General features: G+C 71.0%; 20 protein-coding genes. 13 read left to right on the top strand and 7 right to left on the bottom strand.

Features of this window, described 5'->3' with window-relative positions:
* Both FNH08_RS16215 and FNH08_RS16210 read right to left on the bottom strand, forming a co-directional pair.
* Positions 1 to 1,388 (bottom strand): helix-turn-helix domain-containing protein (locus FNH08_RS16215; protein ID WP_152772187.1); only part of this gene is annotated, 1,388 nt, incomplete at its 3' end.
* Positions 1,389 to 1,514: 126 nt separating this feature from the next.
* A complete protein-coding gene (locus FNH08_RS16210) occupies positions 1,515 to 1,715 on the bottom strand; it encodes a DUF4236 domain-containing protein (RefSeq protein ID WP_152772186.1) in 201 nt (66 codons plus the stop codon).
* A 321-nt stretch (positions 1,716 to 2,036) separates the two neighbouring features.
* Here FNH08_RS16210 and acnA point away from each other — a divergent pair, with 321 nt between their 5' ends.
* The gene (acnA, locus tag FNH08_RS16205) at positions 2,037 to 4,754 is read left to right on the top strand and encodes an aconitate hydratase AcnA (RefSeq protein WP_322724611.1); all 2,718 of its coding nucleotides are present in this window, start codon (positions 2,037 to 2,039) and stop codon (positions 4,752 to 4,754) included.
* A 785-nt stretch (positions 4,755 to 5,539) separates the two neighbouring features.
* On the opposite strand, the gene FNH08_RS16195 is transcribed toward acnA, so the two are convergent.
* The 4 genes from FNH08_RS16195 to FNH08_RS16180 form a co-directional block, all read right to left on the bottom strand.
* Complete coding sequence (locus FNH08_RS16195) at positions 5,540 to 7,111, bottom strand: MFS transporter (RefSeq protein ID WP_152772184.1); 1,572 nt, start codon at positions 7,109 to 7,111, stop codon at positions 5,540 to 5,542.
* A complete protein-coding gene (locus FNH08_RS16190; RefSeq protein ID WP_152772183.1) occupies positions 7,108 to 8,334 on the bottom strand; it encodes an MAB_1171c family putative transporter in 1,227 nt (408 codons plus the stop codon). Before FNH08_RS16190 ends, FNH08_RS16195 begins: the two co-directional genes overlap by 4 nt.
* Positions 8,315 to 8,740, bottom strand: a complete 426-nt coding sequence (locus tag FNH08_RS16185; RefSeq protein WP_152772182.1) for a hypothetical protein — start codon at positions 8,738 to 8,740, stop codon at positions 8,315 to 8,317. Before FNH08_RS16185 ends, FNH08_RS16190 begins: the two co-directional genes overlap by 20 nt.
* A 221-nt stretch (positions 8,741 to 8,961) precedes the next feature.
* Positions 8,962 to 9,453, bottom strand: a complete 492-nt coding sequence (locus FNH08_RS16180; RefSeq protein ID WP_152772181.1) for a hypothetical protein — start codon at positions 9,451 to 9,453, stop codon at positions 8,962 to 8,964.
* 196 nt (positions 9,454 to 9,649) lie between these two features.
* On the opposite strand from FNH08_RS16180, the gene FNH08_RS16175 reads away from it, so the two are divergent.
* The 5 genes from FNH08_RS16175 (at position 9,650) to FNH08_RS16155 (ending at position 14,443) form a co-directional block, all read left to right on the top strand.
* Complete coding sequence (locus tag FNH08_RS16175; RefSeq protein ID WP_152772180.1) at positions 9,650 to 11,377, top strand: class I adenylate-forming enzyme family protein; 1,728 nt, start codon at positions 9,650 to 9,652, stop codon at positions 11,375 to 11,377.
* A complete protein-coding gene (locus tag FNH08_RS16170; protein WP_322724608.1) occupies positions 11,374 to 11,670 on the top strand; it encodes an acyl carrier protein in 297 nt (98 codons plus the stop codon). Before FNH08_RS16175 ends, FNH08_RS16170 begins: the two co-directional genes overlap by 4 nt.
* A 52-nt stretch (positions 11,671 to 11,722) precedes the next feature.
* A complete protein-coding gene (locus FNH08_RS16165; protein ID WP_152772179.1) occupies positions 11,723 to 12,349 on the top strand; it encodes a D-sedoheptulose-7-phosphate isomerase in 627 nt (208 codons plus the stop codon).
* Positions 12,346 to 12,984 (top strand): class I SAM-dependent methyltransferase, encoded by a 639-nt coding sequence (locus FNH08_RS16160; protein ID WP_152772178.1) that lies wholly within the window; start codon positions 12,346 to 12,348, stop codon positions 12,982 to 12,984. Before FNH08_RS16165 ends, FNH08_RS16160 begins: the two co-directional genes overlap by 4 nt.
* A gap of 244 nt (positions 12,985 to 13,228) precedes the next feature.
* Positions 13,229 to 14,443, top strand: a complete 1,215-nt coding sequence (locus FNH08_RS16155) for a glycosyltransferase family 4 protein (protein ID WP_152772177.1) — start codon at positions 13,229 to 13,231, stop codon at positions 14,441 to 14,443.
* Here FNH08_RS16155 and FNH08_RS16150 read toward each other — a convergent pair.
* The gene (locus tag FNH08_RS16150) at positions 14,433 to 15,194 is read right to left on the bottom strand and encodes a hypothetical protein (RefSeq protein WP_152772176.1); all 762 of its coding nucleotides are present in this window, start codon (positions 15,192 to 15,194) and stop codon (positions 14,433 to 14,435) included. The genes FNH08_RS16155 and FNH08_RS16150 overlap by 11 nt on opposite strands.
* A gap of 314 nt (positions 15,195 to 15,508) precedes the next feature.
* Here FNH08_RS16150 and FNH08_RS16145 point away from each other — a divergent pair, with 314 nt between their 5' ends.
* From FNH08_RS16145 to manB, 7 genes are all read left to right on the top strand, one after another.
* The gene (locus FNH08_RS16145) at positions 15,509 to 16,633 is read left to right on the top strand and encodes a DegT/DnrJ/EryC1/StrS family aminotransferase (RefSeq protein ID WP_152772175.1); all 1,125 of its coding nucleotides are present in this window, start codon (positions 15,509 to 15,511) and stop codon (positions 16,631 to 16,633) included.
* A complete protein-coding gene (locus FNH08_RS16140; protein WP_152772174.1) occupies positions 16,630 to 17,301 on the top strand; it encodes an NUDIX hydrolase in 672 nt (223 codons plus the stop codon). Before FNH08_RS16145 ends, FNH08_RS16140 begins: the two co-directional genes overlap by 4 nt.
* Complete coding sequence (locus FNH08_RS16135; RefSeq protein ID WP_152772173.1) at positions 17,298 to 18,041, top strand: nucleotidyltransferase family protein; 744 nt, start codon at positions 17,298 to 17,300, stop codon at positions 18,039 to 18,041. The genes FNH08_RS16140 and FNH08_RS16135 overlap by 4 nt, the downstream gene beginning before the upstream one ends.
* A 28-nt stretch (positions 18,042 to 18,069) precedes the next feature.
* The gene (locus tag FNH08_RS16130) at positions 18,070 to 19,338 is read left to right on the top strand and encodes a B12-binding domain-containing radical SAM protein (RefSeq protein ID WP_152772172.1); all 1,269 of its coding nucleotides are present in this window, start codon (positions 18,070 to 18,072) and stop codon (positions 19,336 to 19,338) included.
* A 90-nt stretch (positions 19,339 to 19,428) separates the two neighbouring features.
* Complete coding sequence (locus FNH08_RS16125) at positions 19,429 to 22,245, top strand: glycosyltransferase (protein ID WP_152772171.1); 2,817 nt, start codon at positions 19,429 to 19,431, stop codon at positions 22,243 to 22,245.
* Entirely contained in the window at positions 22,235 to 22,729 is a 495-nt protein-coding gene (locus FNH08_RS16120; RefSeq protein ID WP_152772170.1) for an indolepyruvate ferredoxin oxidoreductase subunit alpha, read from the top strand. The genes FNH08_RS16125 and FNH08_RS16120 overlap by 11 nt, the downstream gene beginning before the upstream one ends.
* 29 nt (positions 22,730 to 22,758) lie before the next feature.
* On the top strand, positions 22,759 to 24,170 hold a 1,412-nt coding region (gene manB / locus FNH08_RS16115; protein WP_152772169.1), incomplete at its 3' end, for a phosphohexomutase domain-containing protein.

The raw sequence follows: 24,170 nt of genomic DNA, 5'->3' as shown, positions 1-24,170 counted from the left end.
GCCGGGCGCAGGGCGGGTGGGCACATCATTTCGGCGGCGCGCCAGCGGGTCGGGCCCTCGACCAGTACGCGGTGCGGGTCGAGGAGCTGGAGGCGGCCGCCGAGGCGGTTGAGGTCGGTGAGGTAGATCGCGCGGTTGTCGTAGACCCAGTCGTGGATGAGGGTCTTGCCCTGCGCGGACGCCGCGATGGCCGCGAAGAACGGGACGTTGTCGATGTTGAGGCCGGGGAACGGCATCGGGTGGATTTTGTCGATCGGCGCCTCCAGTTTGGAGGGCCGGACGGTGAGGTCCACCAGGCGCGTGCGGCCGTTGTCCGCGACGTACTCGGGTGTGCGGTCGTGGTCGAGGCCCATCTCCTCCAGGACCGCGAGCTCGATCTCCAGGAACTCGATCGGGACGCGGCGCACGGTCAGCTCCGACTCGGTGACCACGGCGGCGGCCAGCAGGCTCATCGCCTCGACCGGGTCCTCCGAGGGGGAGTAGTCGACGTCCACGTCGATGTCCGGCACCCCGTGCACGGTGAGCGTGGTCGTCCCGATGCCCTCCACCCGCACGCCCAGGGCCTCCAGGAAGAAGCACAGGTCCTGGACCATGTAGTTGGACGAGGCGTTGCGGATGACGGTCGTGCCGTCGTGGCGGGCGGCGGCGAGCAGCGCGTTCTCGGTGACGGTGTCGCCGCGCTCGGTCAGCACGATCGGCCGCGCCGGGGTGACCGAACGGTCCACCGTGGCGTGGTACTGGCCCTCGGTCGCGGTGATGTCCAGCCCGAACCGGCGCAGCGCGATCATGTGGGGCTCGATCGTCCGGGTACCGAGGTCGCACCCGCCCGCGTACGGCAGCCGGAAAAGGTCCACACGGTGCAGCAGCGGGCCGAGGAACATGATGATCGAGCGGGTGCGGCGGGCCGCCTCCTCGTCGATGGCGCCCATGTCGAGGTCGGCCGGCGGCACGATCTCCAGATCGACCCCGCCGTTGATCCACCGGGTACGGACGCCGATCGACCCGAGTACCTCCAGAAGGCGGTACACCTCCTCGATACGGGCCACCCGGCGCAGCACCGTGCGTCCTTTGTTGAGCAGCGTGGCGCACAGCAGCGCGACACACGCGTTCTTGCTGGTCTTCACGTCGATGGCGCCGGACAGGCGGCGGCCGCCAACCACGCGCAGATGCATCGGACCCGCGTAGCCCAGTGAGACGATCTCACTGTCCAGGGCTTCACCGATTCGAGCGATCATCTCAAGGCTGATGTTTTGGTTGCCGCGCTCGATGCGATTGACGGCGCTCTGGCTGGTGCCGAGCGCCTCCGCCAGTTGCGACTGTGTCCAGCCCCGGTGCTGCCGGGCGTCACGGATGAGCCTGCCGATGCGTACGAGGTAGTCGTCTGCCATGGCGCGACCGTATATCGGATGTGAGATATACGAAAGTGGAAGACGACCGTCCGGGTGTGCTCCGTCCGGGTGGCCTGTTCCGGGGTCCGGGTGGCCTGTCCCAGGTGAGGTGCGACTCGGTGTGCCTCAGTGGTGCCGACGGCGTTTGGTCGTGCGTCGCCAGCCGAACGGGCCCGGCAGATCCATCGACGTGGTGCGCCGGCCGGTGCTGCTGTGCGTGCGGCGCGGTCCGTGCCGGCCACCCGTGGTGATGGACCAGGAGCGGCGGTTGATGTTCAGCCGGACCCCGGGGAGGATCCGGAAGCTCTTGCGGAACGTGAGCGGCATGTGTGCCTCCTTCCGTTGCCGGGCGGGTACCCGCAAGGAGTCAACGCATGCCCGGGACGGGGCGGTTGGCCCGTCGGCCGCGCGACGCGTGGGCTACGCCACGCGGGGCGGAGCCGTATGGCAGGGCTCAGGGCATGACCAAGCCGCGCGCATGTACTAGAGTTATCTCGACATCGAGATATCTGCCGAGGCGCGCCGCGGCCATACGCCAACCTCGGTCTGGCGGTAAGGGTTACCTAACTTAGCCTTACCTTAGCGGATCGTCGAGACGGCGTGGCGGCAGGATGCGGTGGTACGCGCACAAAAATGAAGGAGACTGTCGTGTCGGCGAACAGCTTCGACGCCCGCAGCACGCTGCAGGTGGGCGACGAGTCGTACGAGATCTTCCGGCTGGACAAGGTGGAGGGCTCGGCCCGCCTTCCGTACAGCCTCAAGGTCCTGCTGGAGAATCTGCTCCGTACCGAGGACGGCGCGAACATCACCGCCGACCACATCCGGGCCCTCGGCGGCTGGGACTCGCAGGCCCAGCCCAGCGAGGAGATCCAGTTCACGCCGGCCCGCGTGATCATGCAGGACTTCACCGGCGTTCCCTGTGTCGTGGACCTTGCCACCATGCGTGAGGCCGTGAAGGCGCTCGGCGGCGACCCGGCCAAGGTCAACCCGCTCTCCCCGGCCGAGATGGTCATCGACCACTCCGTCATCGCCGACAAGTTCGGCACGAACGACGCCTTCAAGCAGAACGTCGACCTCGAGTACGGCCGCAACAAGGAGCGCTACCAGTTCCTGCGCTGGGGCCAGACCGCCTTCGACGACTTCAAGGTCGTACCCCCCGGCACCGGCATCGTCCACCAGGTGAACATCGAGCACCTGGCCCGTACGGTCATGGTCCGAGGCGGCCAGGCGTACCCGGACACCCTCGTCGGCACCGACTCGCACACCACCATGGTCAACGGCCTCGGTGTGCTGGGCTGGGGCGTCGGCGGCATCGAGGCCGAGGCCGCCATGCTCGGCCAGCCGGTGTCCATGCTCATCCCGCGCGTCGTCGGCTTCAAGCTGACCGGTGAGCTCACGCCCGGCACCACCGCCACCGACCTGGTGCTGACCATCACCGAGATGCTCCGCAAGCACGGTGTCGTCGGCAAGTTCGTCGAGTTCTACGGCGAGGGCGTGGCCGCCACCTCCCTCGCGAACCGCGCCACCATCGGCAACATGTCGCCGGAGTTCGGCTCGACCGCCGCGATCTTCCCGATCGACGCCGAGACGATCAACTACCTGAAGCTCACCGGCCGCTCCGAGCAGCAGCTCGCGCTCGTCGAGGCGTACGCCAAGGAGCAGGGCCTCTGGCTCGACCCGGCCGCCGAGCCCGACTTCTCCGAGAAGCTGGAGCTGGACCTGTCGACGGTCGTCCCGTCGATCGCCGGCCCGAAGCGCCCGCAGGACCGTATCGTCCTCGCGAACGCCGCCGAGCAGTTCAAGAGCGACGTCCTCAACTACGTCGACACCGTGGACGAGGCGGGCCAGGAGTCCTTCCCGGCCTCCGACTCCCCGGCCGTCGCCCCGAACGGCGCCCCGTCCAACCCGGTCACCGTCACCGCCCCCGACGGTTCGACCTACGAGATCGACCACGGTGCCGTGACGGTCGCCGCGATCACCTCCTGCACCAACACCTCGAACCCGTACGTCATGGTCGCCGCCGCGCTGGTGGCCAAGAAGGCGGTCGAGAAGGGCCTGACCCGCAAGCCGTGGGTCAAGACCACCCTCGCCCCGGGTTCGAAGGTCGTGACGGACTACTTCGACAAGGCGGGCCTCACCCCGTACCTCGACAAGGTCGGCTTCAACCTCGTCGGCTACGGCTGCACCACCTGCATCGGCAACTCCGGCCCGCTGCCGGAGGAGGTCTCCAAGGCCGTCAACGACCACGACCTCGCGGTCACCTCGGTCCTCTCCGGCAACCGGAACTTCGAGGGCCGTATCAACCCCGACGTCAAGATGAACTACCTGGCCTCCCCGCCGCTGGTCGTCGCGTACGCCATCGCGGGCTCCATGAAGGTGGACATCACGCGTGACGCCCTCGGTGTGGACCAGGAGGGCAAGCCGGTCCACCTGTCCGACATCTGGCCGACCGAGGCCGAGGTCAACGACGTCGTGGCGAACGCCATCGGCGAGGACATGTTCAACAAGTCCTACCAGGACGTCTTCGCGGGCGACGCCCAGTGGCAGGCCCTGTCGATCCCGACCGGCGACACCTTCGAGTGGGACGCCGAGTCGACCTACGTCCGCAAGCCCCCGTACTTCGAGGGCATGACGATGGAGACCACCCCGGTCTCGGACATCTCCGGCGCCCGCGTCCTCGCCAAGCTGGGCGACTCGGTGACGACGGACCACATCTCGCCCGCCGGTGCCATCAAGGCCGACACTCCGGCCGGCAAGTACCTCACCGAGCACGGTGTGGAGCGCCGTGACTTCAACAGCTACGGCTCCCGCCGCGGCAACCACGAGGTCATGATCCGCGGTACGTTCGCCAACATCCGCCTGCGCAACCAGCTCGCGCCGGGCACCGAGGGCGGCTACACCCGCGACTTCACCCAGGACGGCGGGCCGGTCTCCTTCATCTACGACGCCTCGCAGAACTACCAGGCCGCCGGCACCCCGCTGGTCATCCTGGGCGGCAAGGAGTACGGCTCCGGTTCGTCCCGTGACTGGGCCGCCAAGGGCACCGCGCTCCTCGGCGTCAAGGCCGTCATCACCGAGTCGTACGAGCGCATCCACCGCTCGAACCTCATCGGCATGGGCGTGCTCCCGCTCCAGTTCCCGGAGGGCGCCAACGCCGAGTCCCTCGGTCTGACCGGCGAGGAGACCTTCTCCTTCACCGGCGTGGAGGAGCTCAACAACGGCACCACCCCGCGCACGGTCAAGGTCACCACCGACACCGGTGTCGAGTTCGACGCGGTCGTCCGCATCGACACCCCCGGTGAGGCCGACTACTACCGCAACGGCGGCATCATGCAGTACGTGCTGCGCCAACTTGCCGGTTCTTGACCTGACGTGAACGAGCGCCCTGCCCCTGCATCTCGCGCGCGGGGGCAGGGCGCTTGCGCGTGACGGGGCGGAAGACGCGCCTGCGAGCATGATCGCACGCGATCTGTTCCCGGGGTGCTCGGCGTACGACTGCGCGAGCACGCGGAGGGCATAACGAAGACCAGCCAAGCGAGTGTCGGACGGATCCATCGCCTCGTACTCTCGAGTCAGCATGTCGACCAGGTCGAGCATCGGCAGGTGACTGTCAAGGACTGCGTCACCCCCGAAGCGGTAGGCCACCTCGGCATAGGCATGGTTGTCCGCCTCATAACGGGCGTGAAGAAACCTCAGAAGCTCGTCCACGAGACGATTCTCGGCGTGGCCTGGCCCTTCACTCCCCTCGTCCTCGGGGATCTGGACGAGTTCATCGAACGGTGGGCCGCCTGGCTCGCCCCGGCGGCGAACGGCCGACTGGCCCACCCCAGCCACATGCCCGAACGCAACCCCCGGGGTTCATGGAGGCCACGACCAAGAGGGCTGTGCCACAGTCGGCACTGCCCCTCGCGGTCCGGTGACACCAGCCGGACACACCACGGGCCCAGGCAAGTGAAGACATCCACCGGGGCCTGGCATGTGGAGTCGTGCTGTTCAACGGCACCGCGCCGCAGCGTCACGCAAGGCCCGCGGCCACTCGCCGTGTCCAAGTAGCCCTGTATTCACCATGGATGAGCGCGGATACCCTTCCGGGCATGGTGGCCCGGCGCCGGTCCCCGCACCACCCTCCTCGCCCCGGTTTCCGCGGGCCTCTACGTCACCGGCTCCGTGCGCTCCGTCCCCGTGTCGAGTCCGGCCTTCTCGGCTTCCTTGCTCGTCGGCAGATGGCGCAGCCGCGTTCCGGCGAGCAGGGCGGCGGCGAGGACGGTCGCGCTGGCCACGGCGGCGGTCAGGCCGAGGCCGTGGCTGAATGCCTCGCGGGCCGCAGTGAGCAGTGCGGTGGCGAGGTTCTCCGGCAGGCCGGCGGCGGCCTCCTTCGCGCCGCCGAGAGCGGACAGCGCGGCGTCCGCGTCGGCCTGGGGCAGGCCGTCGGGCAGCCGGTCCGAGAGCTGGGCCCGGTAGGCGGCGGTGCCGATGGTGCCAAGGACGGCGACGCCGAGTGCCACGCCCAGTTCGCCGCTGCTCTCGGACAGGGCGGAGGCCGCTCCGGCCCGGTGGGACGGGGCCTTGCTGACGACCAGGTCGGTGCAGAGAGCGATCATGGGGCTCAGGCCCAGGGCCACGAATTCGTAGCCGACGATGAGCAACGCCAGGTCGTCTTCGCCGACTTGGGAGAGCGTCGCGAAGCCGAGTGCCGCGAGGACCAGACTGCCGGTGATGACCGTCGCCGGGCGTAGCTGCCGGGCGAGCAGCGGAGCGAGCAGGGAACCGACGATGGTGCCCACGGAGGCGGGCACCATCCAGGCCCCGGCCACGAACGGGGAGAGGTCGAGGACCTCCTGGAGGTAGAGGGCGATGAAGAGCTGGGTGCCGCCCATGGCGAACAGGCCCAACAGGTAGGTCCCCAATGAGGTGTTGATGACGCGGTCGCGCAGCAGGGACAGGTCGAGCAGCGGGTCGTCCAGGTGGTTCTGGCGGCAGACGAAGAGCACGCCGAGCGTCAGGCCGACGGCGAGAGAGAGGGCGAACGCGAGGTCGGCTCCGGACGTGCTGACGTGCTTGACCGCGTAGACGACGCCGAGCACGGCGCTCAGGGCGAGCGCGGCGCTCGGCAGATCGACGCGGCCGCCGTGCGGGTCGCGGTATTCGGGCAGGAGTACGGGGCCGATGACGAGTAGAAGCACCATCACTGGTACACCCACCAGGAAGACCGAGCCCCACCAGAAGTGCTCCAGGAGCGCGCCGCCGAGCAGCGGGCCGATGGTCGTGCCGACGGAGAAGCTCGTCATGATGATGGCCACGGCGAAGCTGCGCTGGCTCGGCCGGTGGAACATCACGCGGATCAGGGACAGGGCGGACGGCATCAGGGTGGCGCCGGCGAGGCCTAGCAGCGCCCGGGAGGCGATGAGCATGGCCGGGCTGCTCGCGTATGCGGCGATCGCGGAGGCAGCACCGAAGAGCGCCGCGCCGATCAGCAGGATGCGTTTGCGCCCGATGCGGTCGCCGAGCGCCCCGGCGGGCACCAGCGCCCCGGCGATCAGGAACCCGTAGATGTCCATGATCCACAGGAGTTCGGTGGAGCTCGGCCCGAGATCGCCGCTGAGATGCGGAACGGCCAGATACAGGACGGTCATGTCCATGGAGATGAGCAGCGTCGGCAGGGCCAGGACGGCGAGTCCGATCCACTCCCGCCGGCCGGCGCGGGGCGGGGTATCGGTGGTCATTGCGGTGCTTCCTCTGGTACGGGGGTGTGCGGGTGGATAGGGTTGGGGGCCGAGCGGTACATTCGGGCCACCAAGATCAGGAAGGCTCGCTCGTCGTGAAGGGTGTCGGCGCCGATCTGCGCGATGGGCGGCGTGCGGCGGCGTGGCGTCCCGTCGGCCGGGCAGGCCGCGCGGGCGCCTTTCATAACGGCGGCGAGTACGGCGGCCGAGTGCTTGTGGTCGAGGTGTGTCTCCGCCGGGGGAGCGGTTCTGCCCTCGTCGCCCACCGAGGCGGCGAACGCCCGTGCGGACGCGTGCAGTTCGGGGGTGGCGTACTTGTCGAGTACGAGGATGGCGTCGCGTATCTCCATGAGCTTGCGGTACAGCAGGAGTCTGCGCGGGCCCTGGGGCCAGAAGGTCTCCCGGAGCCGTCCGCGCGGGGGAGCGAGGAGCACCTGCGGGCACACCTCCACCAGGTCGCGCCACAGCGGCCAGAGCCGCCACCAGTCCCTGAAGTCGGTGACCGCGTGCCGGGCGGCCTGGATGGTGGGCGCGGCCAGGGCCGCGGCGATGAGCGGGCCGTGCAGTGCGAGAGCGAACGGCTGCAGGGGCTGTGACCAGGTGTGGCCGAGGAGTTGGGACAGCGCACCGAGCCAGAACGTGCCCGCCATGGCGGAACCGGCGCCGAGCAGGAGCAGGGCGGTCGTGAGGGGGCGGTTGCCGGTGTGGCGGGCGCGGCGTACGCACACCGCGACGCACAGGGCGTTGGCGATCAGGTGTGTGGCGATGATCAGCAGCCAGTAGGGCGTGGACGGCGTGGGCGAGGAGCCGTCCAGGATCAGATGCCGCCCGTGCGGTCGGTGTGCTGTGTCCAGGGCCACGGTGCTCGCGACGACGCAGCAGGCGGTGATCCGTAACCAGCGGAGGAGCGCCCGGCGCCGGGGGGCGGCGGCGAGCGAGAGGCTCAGTTCGAGCATGGCGAACGCCGAGACGAGACCGCACAGATTGCGGACCAGTTCCACGCTGTGCAGACTGCCGAGGTACCGGTCGGCCGCATCGCCCACGGTGTCCAGGTCGAGTGAGGTGGCGCAGGCCGCCGCGACTCCGGCCAGCCACAGTTCGCGCTGCCGCCGGGAGCCCAGGGTGTACGGCAGGCGCAGCAGGACGGCGGCCCACATGCACAAGGTGCCCACGGTTTGTGCGCCGGTGCCCAGCGCGACCAGGTCAATCGTCGGCGCAGGCATGGAGCCCCAGCGCCCTTTCCAGGTTCTCCGTGCCGCCACAGCGGCAGTTGCGGGGGCACGGGCGCAGCGCCCTGCTGAGGACCAGGTCGGCGAATGTCTCGGCCTCCTGCTCCTGTCGTGTGGTGTGGATGGACCGGCGCAGCAGCCGCCGTACCAGGCGGGGGTCGAGGTCGGGCAGGGCGGCTCGCACCGGTGCGTCGTCGGTGGTGACGGGGCGGTGGTGGCCGAGGAGGATGTGGCCGATTTCGTGCAGGATGATGTGGTTCTGGTGGGGGCGGGTGGTGCCGGGCTCGAAGAAGACGTGGTCGTCGGTGTCGGTGGCGATCCACGCGCCGCAGGTGCCGTCGGCGCGGCCTTCGACGGGCAGCGGATAGAGGTGGATCGGGCGGCCGCGGCGGTGCGCCACGTGCCGGCACAGTTCGTGTGCCGAAGCCGATGGGGGCAACGCCAGCTCCTCAAGTACGGATTCGCAACGCTGTCGGAGCGCTCGGTAAGGGAACAGCAAGGTCATTCGTCCTTCGGGGGCGGCGGGGTGGTGCCGACCGGAGCTGAGCGCGTTCTCGCTGTGCCGTTCGCGCCCGTGTCCTGTGTGTCCTCTGTGTCCTCGTAGGTGTTCGCGTCCTCGCGTCACGGCAGGGGTCCCCGGTCCGCTGTCGTGTCCTTCGGCGCCGGCTCCTCGACGGCCGGCAGCCGGTGCAGTTTGCGGGCCTGGTCGACCATGGCGAGGAGCGCGTCCAGGGTCTCGCCGGACAGCCCTTCGGCGCGCAGCGCCAGGGTGCGGACCTTGGCGTCGCGCAGCGCCGTGGCGAGTTGCAGCTGGGCGTTGACCCGCAGGGCGACCTCTTCGTTGAAGAAGTACTCCGGGGGCACGCCGAAGTAGTCGGCGAGGACGCCGAGTTGCTCGACGGTGACGTTGTGCTTGCGGCCGGTGGTCAGCTCCCACAGATATGTACTGGAGAGCCCGCCTCCGGTGGCCTCCCGGATCTCCTTGGCCAGGCGGGCGTAGCCCGGCCTGGTGCGCTCGTCGGGGTAGAGCGTCGCGATGAGATGCGTCAGACGTGCGCTGATCTTGCCCGCCAGCTGGCGGCTGGATGGTCGTTGCCCGTGGTCGTCCGTCATGAGTGCCTCCAAGGCCGCACGCGTCCCTCGCCTATGACGGAGTAACGCAACGTCCGCTGCTGCGGACGCAGTCTAGCGTCGCATGTTGCTCCGCGTTCGCGGTTATTGACAGCCTGCGACAGCTCCAGCGTAAGCTTCACATCGTGGTTGTCCGCTGAAGTGTACGACCCGATCGACCGTGGAAGGTGAATCACCCGTGGTCACCGGTGAGTTGAGTCCCCCCGCCGCCGACACACCGCCCCAGACAATCCCTTCGGTACTGTCCCGTTCCGCCCGTGAACACCCCCTGTCTCCCGCACTCACTGACGGCCTGCTGCGTCTGACGTACGACCGGCTCCAGGCCGAAGTCACCGCTGTCGCCCGCGCCTTGACGCCCCTGGTGCGCCCCGGAGACCGCGTCGCGCTGCAACTGCCGCGCAGCGCCGAGTACGTGGTGCTCTATCTCGCCGTGCTCTCGCTCGGCGCCGCCGTCGCCCCGCTCGCACACGAGCTGAGTCCGACGGAGACCCATGCTGAACTCGCCGCCTGCGGACCGGTGTTGCTGCTGTGCGACCCTGGGGCCCGCGCTGCCCGTCGCGGCCGGTTCAACGCCACGGACGACCGCAGGGCCGGTGCGGCGGCCGCACCGCCGGCCGTCGTCCACGTTCCGGTACGCGCCCACGCCGAGGGCGACTTGGCCGCGCTGCGGTCGGCCTGCGGAGCCGCCGCAGGCCAGGGCGTCGACGCCCGCGTGGATCCGGCGGCCGCCGCCGTGCTGCTCGCCACTTCCGGCTCGTACGGGCGTCCCAAGCGCGTCGTGCTGACCCACGCCGCGCTCCTCGCGAGCGCACGGGCCCACCGGGCCTCGCTCGACGGCGCGCACCGCCGCGAGACGGCCCTCGCCGTCGTACCGCTCAACTTCGGCTACTGCAACACCGTGCAGCTGGTCGGGCAGATCGACGGCGGCGGCCACATCGTGCTGCTCGACGGCGACTTCCTGCCCAGCCGGTTCGGACGCCTCGTCCAGGAGAACCAGGTCACCTCGACGCTGCTCGTGCCCTCCATGCTCCGGCTACTCACCCTCGGCGACTGGCACCGGACCTACGACCTCGGGTCGCTGCGGCACATCGTCTATGGCGGTGCCCCCACCCCACCGGAGATCCTCCGCCGGCTCGGGCAGCGGCTGCCCGATGTCGAGCTGGTGGAGACGTACGGCCAGACGGAGGCCGGACCACGAGTCACCACCATGAGGCAGCACGACCGCCGCGACCGTCCCACGTCCGTCGGGCGCCCGCTGCCCGGAGTTGAAGTCACCATCCGGGACCGGGAGTTCAAGGCGCTGCCCGCAGGAAGGACCGGGCAGATCACGGTGCGCGGACCGGGCGTGATGACGGGCTACCACGACCGCCCGGAGGAGACCGCACGGGTGCTGCGCGGAGGCTGGCTGCTCACCGGCGACCTCGGCAGCCTCGACGCGGACGGCTTCCTGTATCTGCGCGGCAGGCTGCGCAACATGGCCATCGTCAGCGGGATGAACGTCTCCCTGGAAGAGGTTGAGGCCTGCCTGACGGCGCACCCCGCAGTGACCGAGGCCGTGTGCGGGGTACGCGCCGACGCCCGCGCGGGGGAGACGCTGGTGGCCTGGGTCCGGTTCGCCGCCGATGTCGAGGGCGGCCGCCCCGAACCGCTGGAGACCGGCCCCGTCGGCGATGAACAGGGCGCGGTGACCGAGGAGTTGACCGGCTTCTGCCGTGAACGGCTGAGCCCGCACAAGGTGCCGCGCCGCATCACGGCGGTGGCGGACTTCCCCCGGACCCGTACCGGAAAGGTCGACCGGTCCGCTCTGTCCGCCGACCGCAGAGATGTTCCAGCAGGGCCAGGTGTGCCTGGCGAGCCCGGCACGTCCGGTGCGGACGTGCCCGATGCCGAGGAGGCAGTGAGGTGACATCCGTGAACGACGTGCACGACGTGAGTGACACACGCGCCGCGGGCGACGTGGACGCATGGGTCGTGCGGAAGCTGGCCGTACTCAGCATTCCGCCGCGCCCGCCCGGCGAGATCACCGCACAGCAGTCCCTGACGGAGGATCTCGGCGTCGACTCGCTGGCGTTCATCGAGGCGCTGGTGTCCTTCGAGGAGGAGTTCGGGGTGCGGCTCGACGAGGACCGGCTGCTGCTCTCCTCGTACGCCAAGGTCCAGGACCTCATCGACCATCTGCACGCCAGCCGCGCCCGTTGACGACCCGCCGGGCGGCCCGCACGGCCGGGCGCCCGGCAGAACGGAGCACTCAGTGGAACCGGACAGCTACCTCTCCACCCTGGTCGAGGCCGCGCACCGGATCGACACGCGTGAGGTGAGCGCCGTGGCCGACCGGATCGCGGCGGCCTGGGCGCGGGGCGCCACCGTCTTCGTGGCGGGCAACGGCGGCAGCGCCGCCACCGCCTCGCACATGGTGTGCGATCTGGCGAAGTCGGCGACGCCCGGACTCGCGGCGGGAGTGCGGGTGGTGCCCCTGCTCGACACCTCGGTGCTGACCGCCTGGGCCAACGACGTCTCCTACGAAGCGGTGTTCGCCGCCCAGCTCGCCACCCAGGCCAGGGCCGGTGACGTCCTGGTCGCGATCACTGCGAGCGGCAGCTCGCCCAATATCGTGCAGGCCCTGATCACAGCCCGTGCCCACGGCGTGGAGAGCGTCGCCCTCCTCGGCTTCGACGGCGGCACGGCCCGGTCCTTGGCGGACGACGTGGTCATGGTGCACGCGCACCACTACGGAGTCGTCGAGGATCTGCACCTTGCCGTCAACCACATGATCACCGAACAGCTCGGCGCCCGGATGAACGCCGGTCCCGCAGGGGAAACGGCCACGCTCAGCGCGGCGGGACCGGCCGACGGCCAGGTCGTGGGCGGTGCCCGATGAGCGGGGGCACGGCCGCCGGCGCGGACATCTGGGACGAGCGGGCCGCGCGCCCCGGACTGCACGCGGTGCTCTCCGGCCGCTGGACGCCCGAGGAGTGTGACCGGGTCGACCACGAACAGAAGGCGCTGATCGAACGGCTGCTGCCGGACCTGGGCCGCGACCGGGTGATCGATCTCGGCTGCGGCGTCGGACGGCTCACGGCCTGGCTGAGCGAGCGAACCCGTTCGGCGGTGGGCGTCGACCGGTCCGCGCAGATGGTGCGCAGGGCGGCCCGGGCCGTCGAGGGGAAGCCGGCCCGCACGGTCTGCTCCGGCATCGACGAACTGCCCTTCGAGGACGGCTCGTTCGACACCGTGCTCGCGGTCTTCACGCTCCAGCACCTCACCGACGACGGGGTGTTCCGGGCAGCCCTGCGCGAGATGGGCCGGGTCGTGTCGCCGCGCGGCGGCAGGCTGCTCATCGTGGACGGCCACAATCCGGCCGCGGACTCCCGTGATGTCTCCAGCGCCACCACCTCGACCGTGATCCGGCCGCTCGCCGCCTACGAAGGACTGGCAGCGGTCGCCGAACGCACGGCCGTGGAGCACCTGACGTATGTCGGCGACCGCTACCTCGCCCAGCTGTGGCACACCTGACCCGCAACGTACGCCCCTAGGGTCCTTCTGATGGATCTCCGCGGCGTCGCGACGCCCGGCACGCACGCTCGACGCACGGCGCGAAGGGACAGGTGGCTCCGCCACATGACCCTCCACGCCGCACGCCGATCGCACGCACCGAACGCCGCTCCTTCCCCCACGGAGATCCATCAGAAGGACCCTGACCCGCTCACTGGCCCAGCTCCGGCGGACCCGGCACGGCCCGCCGACGGAAGGGAGCGCCGTGCACATCTGGTTTCTCACCCCCACCTTCCCGCCCGTCCACGGCGGGTCGGAGACACAGATCTACACCCTGGCGGCGGGACTGACCCGGCGAGGACACCAGGTCGACGTCCTGACCGAGCGCTATCCGGGCAGCGCGGAGCGGGAGGAACTGCTCGGCGTGCGGGTGCACCGCGTACGCACCGACGCCGCGCGCTGGTCCGAGCCGGACCGGGTGCCGTGGGAGGAACGGGTCTTCGGGCTACTTGGCGACGCCGAACGCCTCATCGGCTCCGGCCCCGTCGACATCCTGCAGACGTTCTGCCAGGTGGGAGCCGTACTCGGCGCCATGATGCGGGACGCCATCGGCTGCCCCCTGGTGGTGACGATGAACGAGACCACCCCGGACACCGATCCGTTCGGCGACTCCCGCTCCCGGCTCGTCTTCGGACGGCTGCCGCACGACGCGGTGGTGGCCGGCAGCCTCGCCTACCGGGACCAGGCCATCGGCTACGGCGCCGACCCGGGCGTGGTGCACATCGCGCGCTACGGCATCGAGGCCGGTCTGTACGGCGGCGCCGACGAGCGCGAGATCCGGCACGCCCGGGACTGGCTGGGCGTCGCGCCACAGGACCCGCTGGTGCTGCTCGTCGGGCGGTACAAGGAGCGCAAGGGCCAGCGCGAACTGGTGCGGGCGATGGCCCGGATCGTCGACCGCCACCCCACCGCCAGAGCCGCACTGGTGGGCTCACTCAATTCCGCGTCGGCCGCCTACAAAAGACAGCTGGAGGACGACATCGACGCCCTGGGGCTGCGCGAGCACGTCCTGCTGCGTACCTCCGATCGGCCGTTCGGCTCGATGCGCGCGATCTACGCCGCCGCCGACGTGGTGGTGCAGCCCAGCCACGCCGAAGGCCTCGGACTGTCCGCCGTAGAGGCCATCGCCGCGGGCCGCCCCCTGGTGGCGACGACCGTGCAGGGTCTGTCGGAGGTCCTGGAGTGCTGCCCGGGCACCGTCCCGGTGCCGCCGCACGACCCCGGCGCTCTGGCCGACGCGGTCCGCGCGCTGCTCGACGACCCCCGGCGGGCGGCGGCACAGGCGAGCCGCGCACAGGAGGCGGCGCGGCGGGAGTTCACCGCCGACGGCATGGTGGACGGCTATCTGAAGGTGTACGAGCGGCTGCGCGCGGCTCCGGCAGCCGAGAGCGCCGGAGCCGTGACCGAGGTCAGCCGGTGACCGTCAGGCCGGGGATCCGGCGCAGCTCGGGCAGTTCACCGACGATGGCAGCCAGCTTGGGCGAGGCGAGAACGACACAGCCTCGCCGGTATCCGGTCTCCGCCCGCGCCGGGCAGCTCGGCCACAGGATGTCGCTGTCGCCCACCGCCTGCCCCAGATAGGCGAGGGACAGTTCGGTGCGGCCGTACACATCGAACCCGTAGCCGTCGTCGTCGGGGACTTTGAAATCGTCTATGACAATGACCGAAAGCGGCCAGTTACGGAGTACGAAGGCCACCTCGTCGCGCAGTGGAATATCTGCGTTCCAGTGCGCGTCCAAATAGCAGAGAAAAGGTTCGGAGGACGCGATGTGACCGCCACTGTGCAAGAGTTGCAAGGCATCCCGTGAATCGTGGTTGAGAACCTTCACTTCGGGTACGTGGCGGAATTCACGGGCCACGTAGCGAGCGAAGTTGGGATTCTTCTCCGCGGTGTAGACGGGTTTTCCGGAGACGTGCCACAGAAAGCGCGTGGAGGCTCCCCTGTAGCTGCCGGACTCGAAGAGCGCGGCCGGGCGTACGGCGCCCACCAGGGACCGGAACATGCGCTGGCGTGCGTGTTGGCCGTTGAACGGTTCCAGCCAGGGGCCGTCGGCCGAGCGTATGTTCCGGCCGATCAGCTCGGCGACGGACGGGTGCAGCGGACGGGAAAGCGAGTCGTACGCCCTGGCCAGAAATCCGGTGGCTTGTTTGGTGATGCCGCCGAGTGCCATGAAACTCCACCTCCGGAGTGAGTGGGTGTCAGTATTCGCTGGGCTGTCTTGCATTGATAAGGCAGTGCCTGAGATGCCGTCAAGTGGGCGGGGTTCGTGAGATTCAAAAGCGGGTGTTGCGTGAACGGGAAACGCTGTTACGGTAGTTGAAAGCCGATCTCTTACATATGACCTCGGCGCACTTCTGGTGCGGGCACTTCACGTACCGGTGCACTTCTGGCTCGGGCGCGGTTCTGGAATGCGGCACAGTGCCGCGGGACACGTCCGTCGAACCCCACGTCTGCTGAACCCATCGAATTCGGGAAGAGGTTGGCATGCCTTTCGTTCCGGCCGTCGAGATCGAGGTGCCCGACGCAGAGCGGCGCCAGGTCCTCGATGAGGTGGACCGGCTGCTGCGCGCCGGGAGGTTCTCCCAGGGCGTCAACGTCGAGGCGTTCGAGGAGGAGTTCGCGGCGTTCACGGGAGCCCCGCACGCCGTCGCCGTCGCCAGCGGCACCACCGCCCTCGAGCTGATCCTGCGCGCCATCGGCGTCGGCGGCCGGGAGGTCGTCGTACCGGCGGGCACCAACTTCGCCACCTATATCGCGGCCGAGCGCGCGGGCGCCACCGTCCGCCTCGCCGATGCCGACCCGGCCACCATGGCGCCCACCCTCGAGCAGCTCCGCGCGGCCTGTACCTCCCACACCGCCGCTGTGACGGTCGTCCATACCGGGGGTCTGATCAGTCCCGAGACCGAGGCCATCGCGGCCTGGTGCGAGCGGCGCGGCATCGCCCTCGTCGAGGACTGCGCGCACGCCCACGGCAGCGAGCGGGAGCGGCGGCACGCGGGCACGTTCGGTGTCGCGGGCGCCTTCTCGTTCTTCGCCACCAAAGTCATGACCACCGGCGAAGGCGGCATGATCATCACTGGTGACGCCCACCTCGCCGAAGAGATAAGGCTGTTACGCAACCTCGGCAAGTCCGAGGCCTGGGTGAGCCGGCATACCCGCCCCGGCTGGAACGCCCGCCTCCCGGAGTTCGCCGCCGTCCTCGGCCGTGCCCAACTCGCCCGCCTGCCCGCGAACGTGACGGCCCGCCGTAAGATCGCCGACTCCTACGCCGAGGCCCTGCGCGACCTCCCGGCCGTCCAATTCCTGCTGCCCGACCACCCCTACAGCGGCTACAAGGCGATGCTGCTGCTCCCGTCCGGCACCGACCGGGACGCCCTCAAGGCGGCGCTGCGCGAGCGTTCCGTCCAGGCGGCCGGCGAGGTGTACGAGACGCCCCTGCACCAGCAGCCCGTGCTCGCCGAGCGCTACCCGGGCCTGCGGCTGCCCGGAGCCGAGCATGCCTGCGCCGGGCAGCTGTGCCTGCCGATCTACCCCGGTCTGGACGACACCCGTCTGCACCACGTGGTACGGGCCCTGTCCGAGTCCCTGGCACAGGTGAGGGCACGGTGACCGCGGCCGCGCCGCGTGCGGTGTTCCGCACTCCCTGGCTCACGGTGCGCGAAGCCCTTGAGTCTGAGCCGAGCGGGACCCAGCGCAGCTGGTACTACCTGGACCATCCGGGCTGTGCCCTGGTCCTGCCGGTCACCGCCGACGGCACGCTGCTGCTGATCCGGTCATGGCGGATCGCGGTGCGCCAGTGGTGCCTCGAGGCGCCGGCGGGGCGGTGCGAGCCGGGCGAGAGCCCCGAGGAGACCGCCCGCCGCGAACTGGCGGAGGAGACCGGTGCCCGCGCCGGAGCGCTGCACCCGCTGGGTACCGTCTGGCCCTCCAGCGGCTCCTCCAACGAAGAGGTCCATCTCTTCCTCGCCCCGGACGTGCGGTCCGGAATGCCGCACCACGACGACGGTGAAGTCATCCGCCAGCGCCCGGTCCCGGTCGACGACGCGCTGGCGCTCGCGATCAGCGGCGAACTCCAGGACGGGCCCACCGCGTTGGCTCTCCTGCGGGCCCACCGCCGTGGACTGCTGCCGGCCGTGGCCCCGGCGTCCGCCGCCGTCAGTCCGGCGGCGCTCACCGACTCCGCGACTGCCGAAGCGCGCCCGGCCGCCACCACCGCGGCGCCGCTCGCCACGCCGGGCCCCGGCCCGGCCCCGAAGAACCCGAAGGAGGCCCGATGAGCAGGACGCCCGAGCGGCGCGGCGCGCACGGTGCCGGGCTCCAAGTGGCCGTTGTCGCAGGCGGGTTGGGGACCCGGCTCGGCCGCCTGGGAACCCGGAGGCCGAAGATCCTGCTGCCCGTCGCCGGGCGGCCCTTCCTCGACCTGCTCCTCGCACCGCTCCTCGACGCCGGCCTGCGCCGCTTCCACTTCTGCCTCGGCCATCTGGCGAGCCCGGTCATCGACCACCTCGACCGTCTGCCCGCGTCCGTCGAGGTGACCTCCCACGTCGACACCGTCGCGCGGGGCACCGGCGGAGCGCTGCGGGCCGCCGCTCCGTACCTGGACGACATGTTCCTGCTCGTCCTGGGCGACACCCTGCTCGACATCCCGTACGCGGGAGCCCACCGCTGGCTCGGCCCCCACGACGAGGCCGCCATGGTCCTCACCTCCGCCGACACCGGCGTACGCCCCAACACCCGGGTCCACGACGGCCGGGTGAGCGGCTACGACAAGGACGCCCCCGAAGATCCCGACACCGACGGGCCGTTGTGGACTGACACCGGCGTGTGCGTGCTGCGCCGAGCCGCCCTGCGGCACCTGGATCCGCACCAGGACCCGGTGGATCTCGGCGTGCTGTTCCGCACGCTCATCCGGCGCCGCACCCTCGCCGCCCACCGGACCGACCGCCCCTTCACCGACATCGGCACACCCGAACGTTACGCCCGCTTCCTCGACGGCCACGAACATCCCGCTCCGTGACCGCCGCCCCAGCGACCCGAGGAGTCCCGTGCGCATACTGCTCGTCGAACCCGCCATCTACACCCCCGCCGGCCTGGACAAACGCGAGATGCGGCCCACGCAGCTGATCTCCCTCACGCTGCCCTACCTGGCCGCCATGGTCCCGCCCGAATGGGAGGTCGACCTCGTCTACGAAGTCTGCGAGGACCTGGAGCGCGACTACGACCTCGCCGCGTACGACGTCGTCGGCATCACCACCCAGACCATCCAGCTCAAACGCACCCTGGAACTGGCCCGCACCATCCGCGGGCTGGGCCCGCGGGTCGTCGTCGGCGGCCCCGCCACCGTCGAGGACGACCACAGCCTGGTGCCGGTGATCAGCCGCTTCAGCGACTCCGTCGTCGTCGGCGAGGCCGATGTGCTGTGGCAGCGGCTCCTCGCCGACCTGGCCCGCGGCGAACTCAAGAAGATCTACCAGTCCCATGAACCGGTGCCCATGTCGGACCACCCGCTGCCCCGCTTCGACCTGGTCGACTTCAGCAAGATCGAGGCGCCGCACGTGCTGCCGTCGTTCACCGCGCGGGGCTGCCCCCGCCGGTGCACCTTCTGCAGCGAGTTCCTGTACAGCAAGTGGCGCTACCGTCCGGTCAACGACGTATACGAGGAACTCATCGCCTACCGCGACCGGTTCCACATTCCCCGCGTAGTCTTCCGCGACGACGACTTTCTGGTCTTCCCCAAGCGGTCCAACCAACTCCTGGGCCGTCTGGCGGGCGAAGGCATCGAATGGGGCTGCCAGACCGACTTCAACCTCGCCCGCCACCCTGACGTCGTGCAGTCGGCGCTCGACGGGGGGATGCGGGTGGTGTCCTTCGGGGTGGAGAGCGTGCGGGAGAAGAACCGCGAGTTCACCGAGAAGACCTTCTTCACCATCCCCGAGGCGGAGGACCTGCTGCTCAGGCTGCACGAGGCCGGGGTGGAAACCCAGGTCAACGTCATCTTCGGCTTCGACTGGGACGACCCGGACGTCTTCGACGAGACCTATGAGTTCGCCATGCGCACCAAGGTCTCCCGCCTGTTCCTGAGCGTCCTCTACCCCATCCCCGGTACCCCGCTGTACGAGCACCTGGGCCGGGAGGGGCGGCTGCTCGAAAAGCGGCCCCAGGGCATCGACGACCCCCTGGCGGTGACCTTCACACCCAAGCTGATGACGGCGGACCAGCTCGTGGAGGGCTATCTCGACGTCGAACGGCGCTTCGCCGAGGCCGATTTGACCAACCGCAACTACTGGCTGGGCAAAGACCTCGTCGTCATCTGAGGCCGTCACCCGCACCCCAGTGTCACCCGCACTCATGCCGTGGACGACCACCACCCGAACGTCGTCGCCCGAACCGGAACGGAGAGCCCGATGACGGCCGCCCCGCCCCCTGGCCCGGCACCCGCCGCGCCGGACATCAGCGTGGTTGTACCGACCCGCGACCAGGCGGCACGCCTGGAAGCGACGCTGCACGCGTTCACCCGGCAGGACGCGCCGCCCGGAACCTGGGAACTCGTCGTCGTCGACGACGGCTCGGGCGACACCACGCCCGACGTACTGCGCGCCGCCGCACGGTCGTTGCCGCTGCGCGTGCTGCGCACCTCCGCGAACGGCCGGGCCGCCGCCAGGAACGCCGGAGCGGCGGCCGGCCGGGGAGCCGTCCTCGTCTTCTGCGACGGCGACCGCGCCCCGGTGCCCGGCTATGTGCGTGCCCATGCGCTGGCCCACGGTCTCGGCCACCCCGGTGAGGGGGCGCCGGAGCCGAACGGCCGGAGGGTCGTGGTTGGGGACGTCCAGGAGCTGTACCTCAGCGCCTTCGAGGAACGTCTGGCCGAGGTCAAGGAGAGACTCACCGGCGACGGGTGGGAACTGCGCCGCGGCTCCCGCACCCCCGCGTTCGTGAAGAAGGTCCACAGCGTCTACGACGACTCCGGGCGCAGCACCTCACCGGTGCGCTGGCTCAGCTTCCTCTCCGGCAACGTCTCCCTCAGCCGGAGCCTGTTCGGCCAAGTCGGCGGTTTCGACGAGGACTTCACCCAGTGGGGCCTGGAACACCTCGAACTGGGCTACCGGCTCGTCGCGGCCGGTGCCGAGTTCCGGCGCTGCGCCGCCGCCCGTAACGACCACTTCGCGCACGGCAGGCCCGCCGGGTTCTACCGCCGGGCCCTTGAGGACTCGGCCGCACTCTTCGCCCGCAAGCACCCGGAGGTCCCGGCGGAGCTGCTGCTCGGCCTGACGCTGGGCGGTCTGTCCGTGGCGCAGTTCGAGCAGTCAGTGCGAGGTCCGGCACGGGGTCAGGGGCCGGACGCCCCACCGGACGTCGAGAAGCCCGTACGAGAGCGCGAGCAGGAGACGGAGCGAGGGGGAGAGGCGGGCATGCGACCGCGGTTGAGCCAGTACTTCCTGACGGCACGCACCCCGTCCGACACGGACCCGGTGTGCGTGGTGCGCCACCACCACGACGACGCCGCGCCCACCGTCGTCCTGATGACCGGGCTCGCGCTCTCGATGAGCGAGCCGCGCTACCTGTGGTCGATCCTCGCCCGCAGGCTGCGCCAACTGGGCCTGAACGTCGTGCAGTACGACCACCCCGGCCACGCGGACAGCGCCGCCACCGGCCGCCCGGCCGGCTGGGCCGCGCTGCGCGAGGCGGCCCGCGCCGTACGCGGTCACGCCCGCGCGAGCGGAGGCGGCGAGGTGACGGTCGTCGGCTGCGGAATCGGCACTGTCCTTGCCGCCGAACTCCTGGCCGCCGGTGAGGTCACGGCCGGAGTGCTCGTCTGCCCCGATCTCGCGCTGTGGCGGGCCGGGGCACGTGCCCCGCAGGAACTGGCCGCTCTCGCCGCGCGGGGCCGGGCGGCACCCGACGAGCTCCAGGACAGTTCCGTCGCCGCCGCGTTGCTCGACGCCGCCGTCGGCGAGCCGTACCAGCCGCCGCAGCCCGCAGGGCCCGTCGACGCCGGGCTGCTCGCGGACGCGGCCCCGGCCGCGGAGCGGGCCTTCGCCGCGCTGCGCGGCACCCGAGCCCTGGTCGTCGCGGCCACCGACGAAGACCGGTCGTGGGCCCGCGACGCCGGGCTCGCGCTGCGGGAACTCTCCCACCGGCCGACCTCGTGGGCGCCGAGCTGGCACTGGGAGCACGAGCCGCGCGAAGCTGTGATGGCGGCGGTGACGGACTTCCTGGCGAAGGGCGCCGACGGGCCCACGGCGCAAACCCCCGTACCCGCAGGGGGAACTTCCGTACCCGCAGGGGGAACCCCGGTGCCCGCAGCGGGAACTCCCGTGCCGCCCGGCGTCCCGGACCCGGCGCCCGCCCTCACTCCCTACACCGGCCGCACCGCCGCCCGCGTCCCCGGCCCCGACTCCTCCGTCATCAGTTCGGTGAGCTTCACCTCCGACGGCGAGCGGCTGCTCGGCGTGCTGCACACGCCTGGTCCCGGCTCCGGGCCCTGGCCGGTCTGTCTGATCTACGAACCCGGCAATCCGGGGCAGCGCGTGGACATCCATGAGTGCGGCACCATCCTCGCCCACGGCGGGGCCGCGCACGGGCTGCCCGTCTTCCGCTACGACAGCCGGGGCACCGGCGTGAGCGGCGGCTGCTTCACTCACACCACCTGGAGCCGCCGCCTGGCGGACCTGCGAGCGGCCGTGGACGAGCTGCGCGCCCAGGGGGTGGCGGAACGGTTCGTCGTCGTCGGCAACAGCGCGGGCGCCCGGCTCGCCGCGATGGCCGCGCACGACCTGCCCGCCGTCGTCGGCGCCGTCCTGTGGGGGCCGATCCTCAGCGAGGAGGAAGGGGAGGGGCCCGCGCCCCGGCTGCGACGCGTCGACGGCACCCTGGCCGCCGCCTGGTGCGGTCTGTGGCTCGGCGTCGCCTACACCCGAGATGACCGGGCCCACGACTACCCCGCGCTGCTGCGCGACAGCGAGGTGCCGGTGTGCGTCGTCTACGGCACCGAGGAGCTGGCGCACCCCGACCGCATGACCCGCCTCATCCTCGACGAGGCCGAGCGTCGTCCCACCTGGCGGCTGAGCGTCGTCGACGGCAGTCATGGCTTCTCCGCGCGCGGTCTGGCCGCAGCCGTACGGGCCACGACCGCGTGGACGGCCACCACCTTCATCCCCGGCGACACCCCGCAACCATCCGCGTCCCCCACCGTGTTGGAGGCCCCCGCCCATGACCGCTGACCGCTCGGACCGTCCCACCGAGGAATCCGCCCTGCGACCCGCCGACGCCGAATCCGGTCTCACCCCGGGCCGCCCCCCGCGCCGCAGCGAACGCCGCCCGGTGGCCGAACGCCCGGCCACCGAAAGCCCCCGGGCCCAGCGCACCGCCGACCGCGCCCGCCCACCGCAGTGGCGCAAGCCACCGCTGCGGATCGAGCAGAGCGAGTGCATCAGCTGTGACGCCTGTGTCGAGGCCTGTCCGTCCCAGTTCGGCGCGGTCTTCAACCTCGGCCGCGGCGGCATGGCGATCCTGCCCGAACTCTGCTCCGGCTGCGGCGCCTGCCTGCCGCCGGTGTGCCCCGTGGATTGCATCTACCCGGACGAGGAGTGGGAGCCGGCCCCCGAGCAGTGGTGGCAGGAGCCGCTCGGCCCGCGGGACCCCTATGTCCTCGACGACGGCACCCGCCGTCCCGCCGGGCTGCCGACCCGGATCCGCCGCTGGTGAGCGGGGACCGCGACACCGAGGAGCCGACGATGCGCGACGTTGCCGCCGTGGTGAAGGCGTACGACATACGAGGAGTGGTGGGGGAGGAACTCGACGAGGATCTGGCCGAGACCTTCGGGGCGTGCTTCGCGCGCCTGGTGCCCGAGGACGAGGTGGTCGTCGGACACGACATGCGCGCCTCTTCACCGGGCCTGGCCGACGCGTTCATCCGCGGCGTGCTCGGCCAGGGGAGCGATGTCCTGCGCATCGGCCTGGCCGGCACGGACATGGTCTCCTACGCCTCGGGGGTGCTCGGCCGCCCCGGCGCAATGATCACCGCGAGCCACAACCCGCCCCGCTACAACGGCATCAAGCTGTGCCGCGCGTACGCCGAACCCATCGGCTGGGACACCGGCCTGCGCACGCTGCTGCACATGGCGCGCGGCCCACGCGCCAGGCCGCCGCGTGCCGGGACCGGCCAGGTCAGGGACCAGCCGGTGCTCGCGGGCTACCGGGACCACCTGCTCGCGCTCGCCGCGCCGGACACGGCCCCGGTGCGGCAGATCACGGCCGTGGTCGAAGCCGGCGGCGGCATGGCCGGACTCACCGCAGCCACTGTCCTGGGCGCGCTGCCGGTCGACGTGATCCCGCTGAACTTCGGCGTGGACGGCGACTTCCCGCAGCCGGACGCCGACCCGATGAGGCCCGGCTACACCGCGGCGCTCCGGGATCGCGTCCGTGTGGCCCGCGCCGACGTGGGCTTCGCCTTCGACGGTGACGCCGACCGCTGCGTGGTCGTCGACGAGCGGGGCGAGACGGTTGCGCCGAGCGCCGTCGGCGCCCTCCTCGCCGAGCGCGCCCTCGCCCGCGAGCCCGGTGCCGCCGTCGTGCACAGCGCGGTGACCTCCCGGTCCCTGCCCCACGCCGTGACCGCGCTCGGCGGCCACGCGGTGCGCTCCCGCGTCGGTCACTCGTACATGAAGCGGGAGATGGCCCGCACCCGGGCCGTTCTCGGCGTCGAGCACTCCGCGCACTACTACTTCGGCCAGTTCTGGAACGCGGACTCCGGACTCCTCGCGGCCCTCCACGTCCTCGCGGCCCTGGGCGCCACCCACCAGCCGGTGTCCCAACTTGTAAGCCGCCGTACCCCGTACATCACCCTGCCGGAGACCGCGATCCGGGTCGCAGAGCCCGACGCACGGCTGCGGGAGGTCGCCCGCGCCGCCGGAGCCCGGCCGGACACCACCTGCGACTGGCTGGACGGGCTCACCGTGCGGCGCGCCGACGGCGCCTGGTTCAACCTCAGGCCCTCGAACACCGAGAGCCGCGGCCTGCTGCGGCTCAACGTGGAGGCCCGCGACGAGCACACCGCGACGTCCTTGCGCGCCGAGGTGCTCGACATCGTCGAGACACCGCCGACCCGGTCCCGGCCGGCCCGGCCCCGGCCCGCGCCACCCAAGTC

This window comes from Streptomyces spongiae (assembly GCF_009377185.1).
Taxonomy (GTDB): domain Bacteria; phylum Actinomycetota; class Actinomycetes; order Streptomycetales; family Streptomycetaceae; genus Streptomyces; species Streptomyces spongiae.
Note: the sequence above shows the minus strand (reverse complement) of the source record. Positions and strands in the feature narration are given on the sequence as shown.

Excerpts from the sequence above, each read along its gene's own strand:
- FNH08_RS16210 (WP_152772186.1), bottom strand. The coding sequence starts at position 1,715 with ATGCCGCTCACGTTCCGCAAGAGCTTCCGGATCCTCCCCGGGGTCCGG.
- FNH08_RS16195 (WP_152772184.1), bottom strand. The coding sequence starts at position 7,111 with ATGACCACCGATACCCCGCCCCGCGCCGGCCGGCGGGAGTGGATCGGA.
- FNH08_RS16190 (WP_152772183.1), bottom strand. The coding sequence starts at position 8,334 with ATGCCTGCGCCGACGATTGACCTGGTCGCGCTGGGCACCGGCGCACAA.
- FNH08_RS16180 (WP_152772181.1), bottom strand. The coding sequence starts at position 9,453 with ATGACGGACGACCACGGGCAACGACCATCCAGCCGCCAGCTGGCGGGC.
- FNH08_RS16160 (WP_152772178.1), top strand. The coding sequence starts at position 12,346 with ATGAGCGGGGGCACGGCCGCCGGCGCGGACATCTGGGACGAGCGGGCC.
- FNH08_RS16150 (WP_152772176.1), bottom strand. The coding sequence starts at position 15,194 with ATGGCACTCGGCGGCATCACCAAACAAGCCACCGGATTTCTGGCCAGG.
- FNH08_RS16145 (WP_152772175.1), top strand. The coding sequence starts at position 15,509 with ATGCCTTTCGTTCCGGCCGTCGAGATCGAGGTGCCCGACGCAGAGCGG.
- FNH08_RS16135 (WP_152772173.1), top strand. The coding sequence starts at position 17,298 with ATGAGCAGGACGCCCGAGCGGCGCGGCGCGCACGGTGCCGGGCTCCAA.
- FNH08_RS16125 (WP_152772171.1), top strand. The coding sequence starts at position 19,429 with ATGACGGCCGCCCCGCCCCCTGGCCCGGCACCCGCCGCGCCGGACATC.
- FNH08_RS16120 (WP_152772170.1), top strand. The coding sequence starts at position 22,235 with ATGACCGCTGACCGCTCGGACCGTCCCACCGAGGAATCCGCCCTGCGA.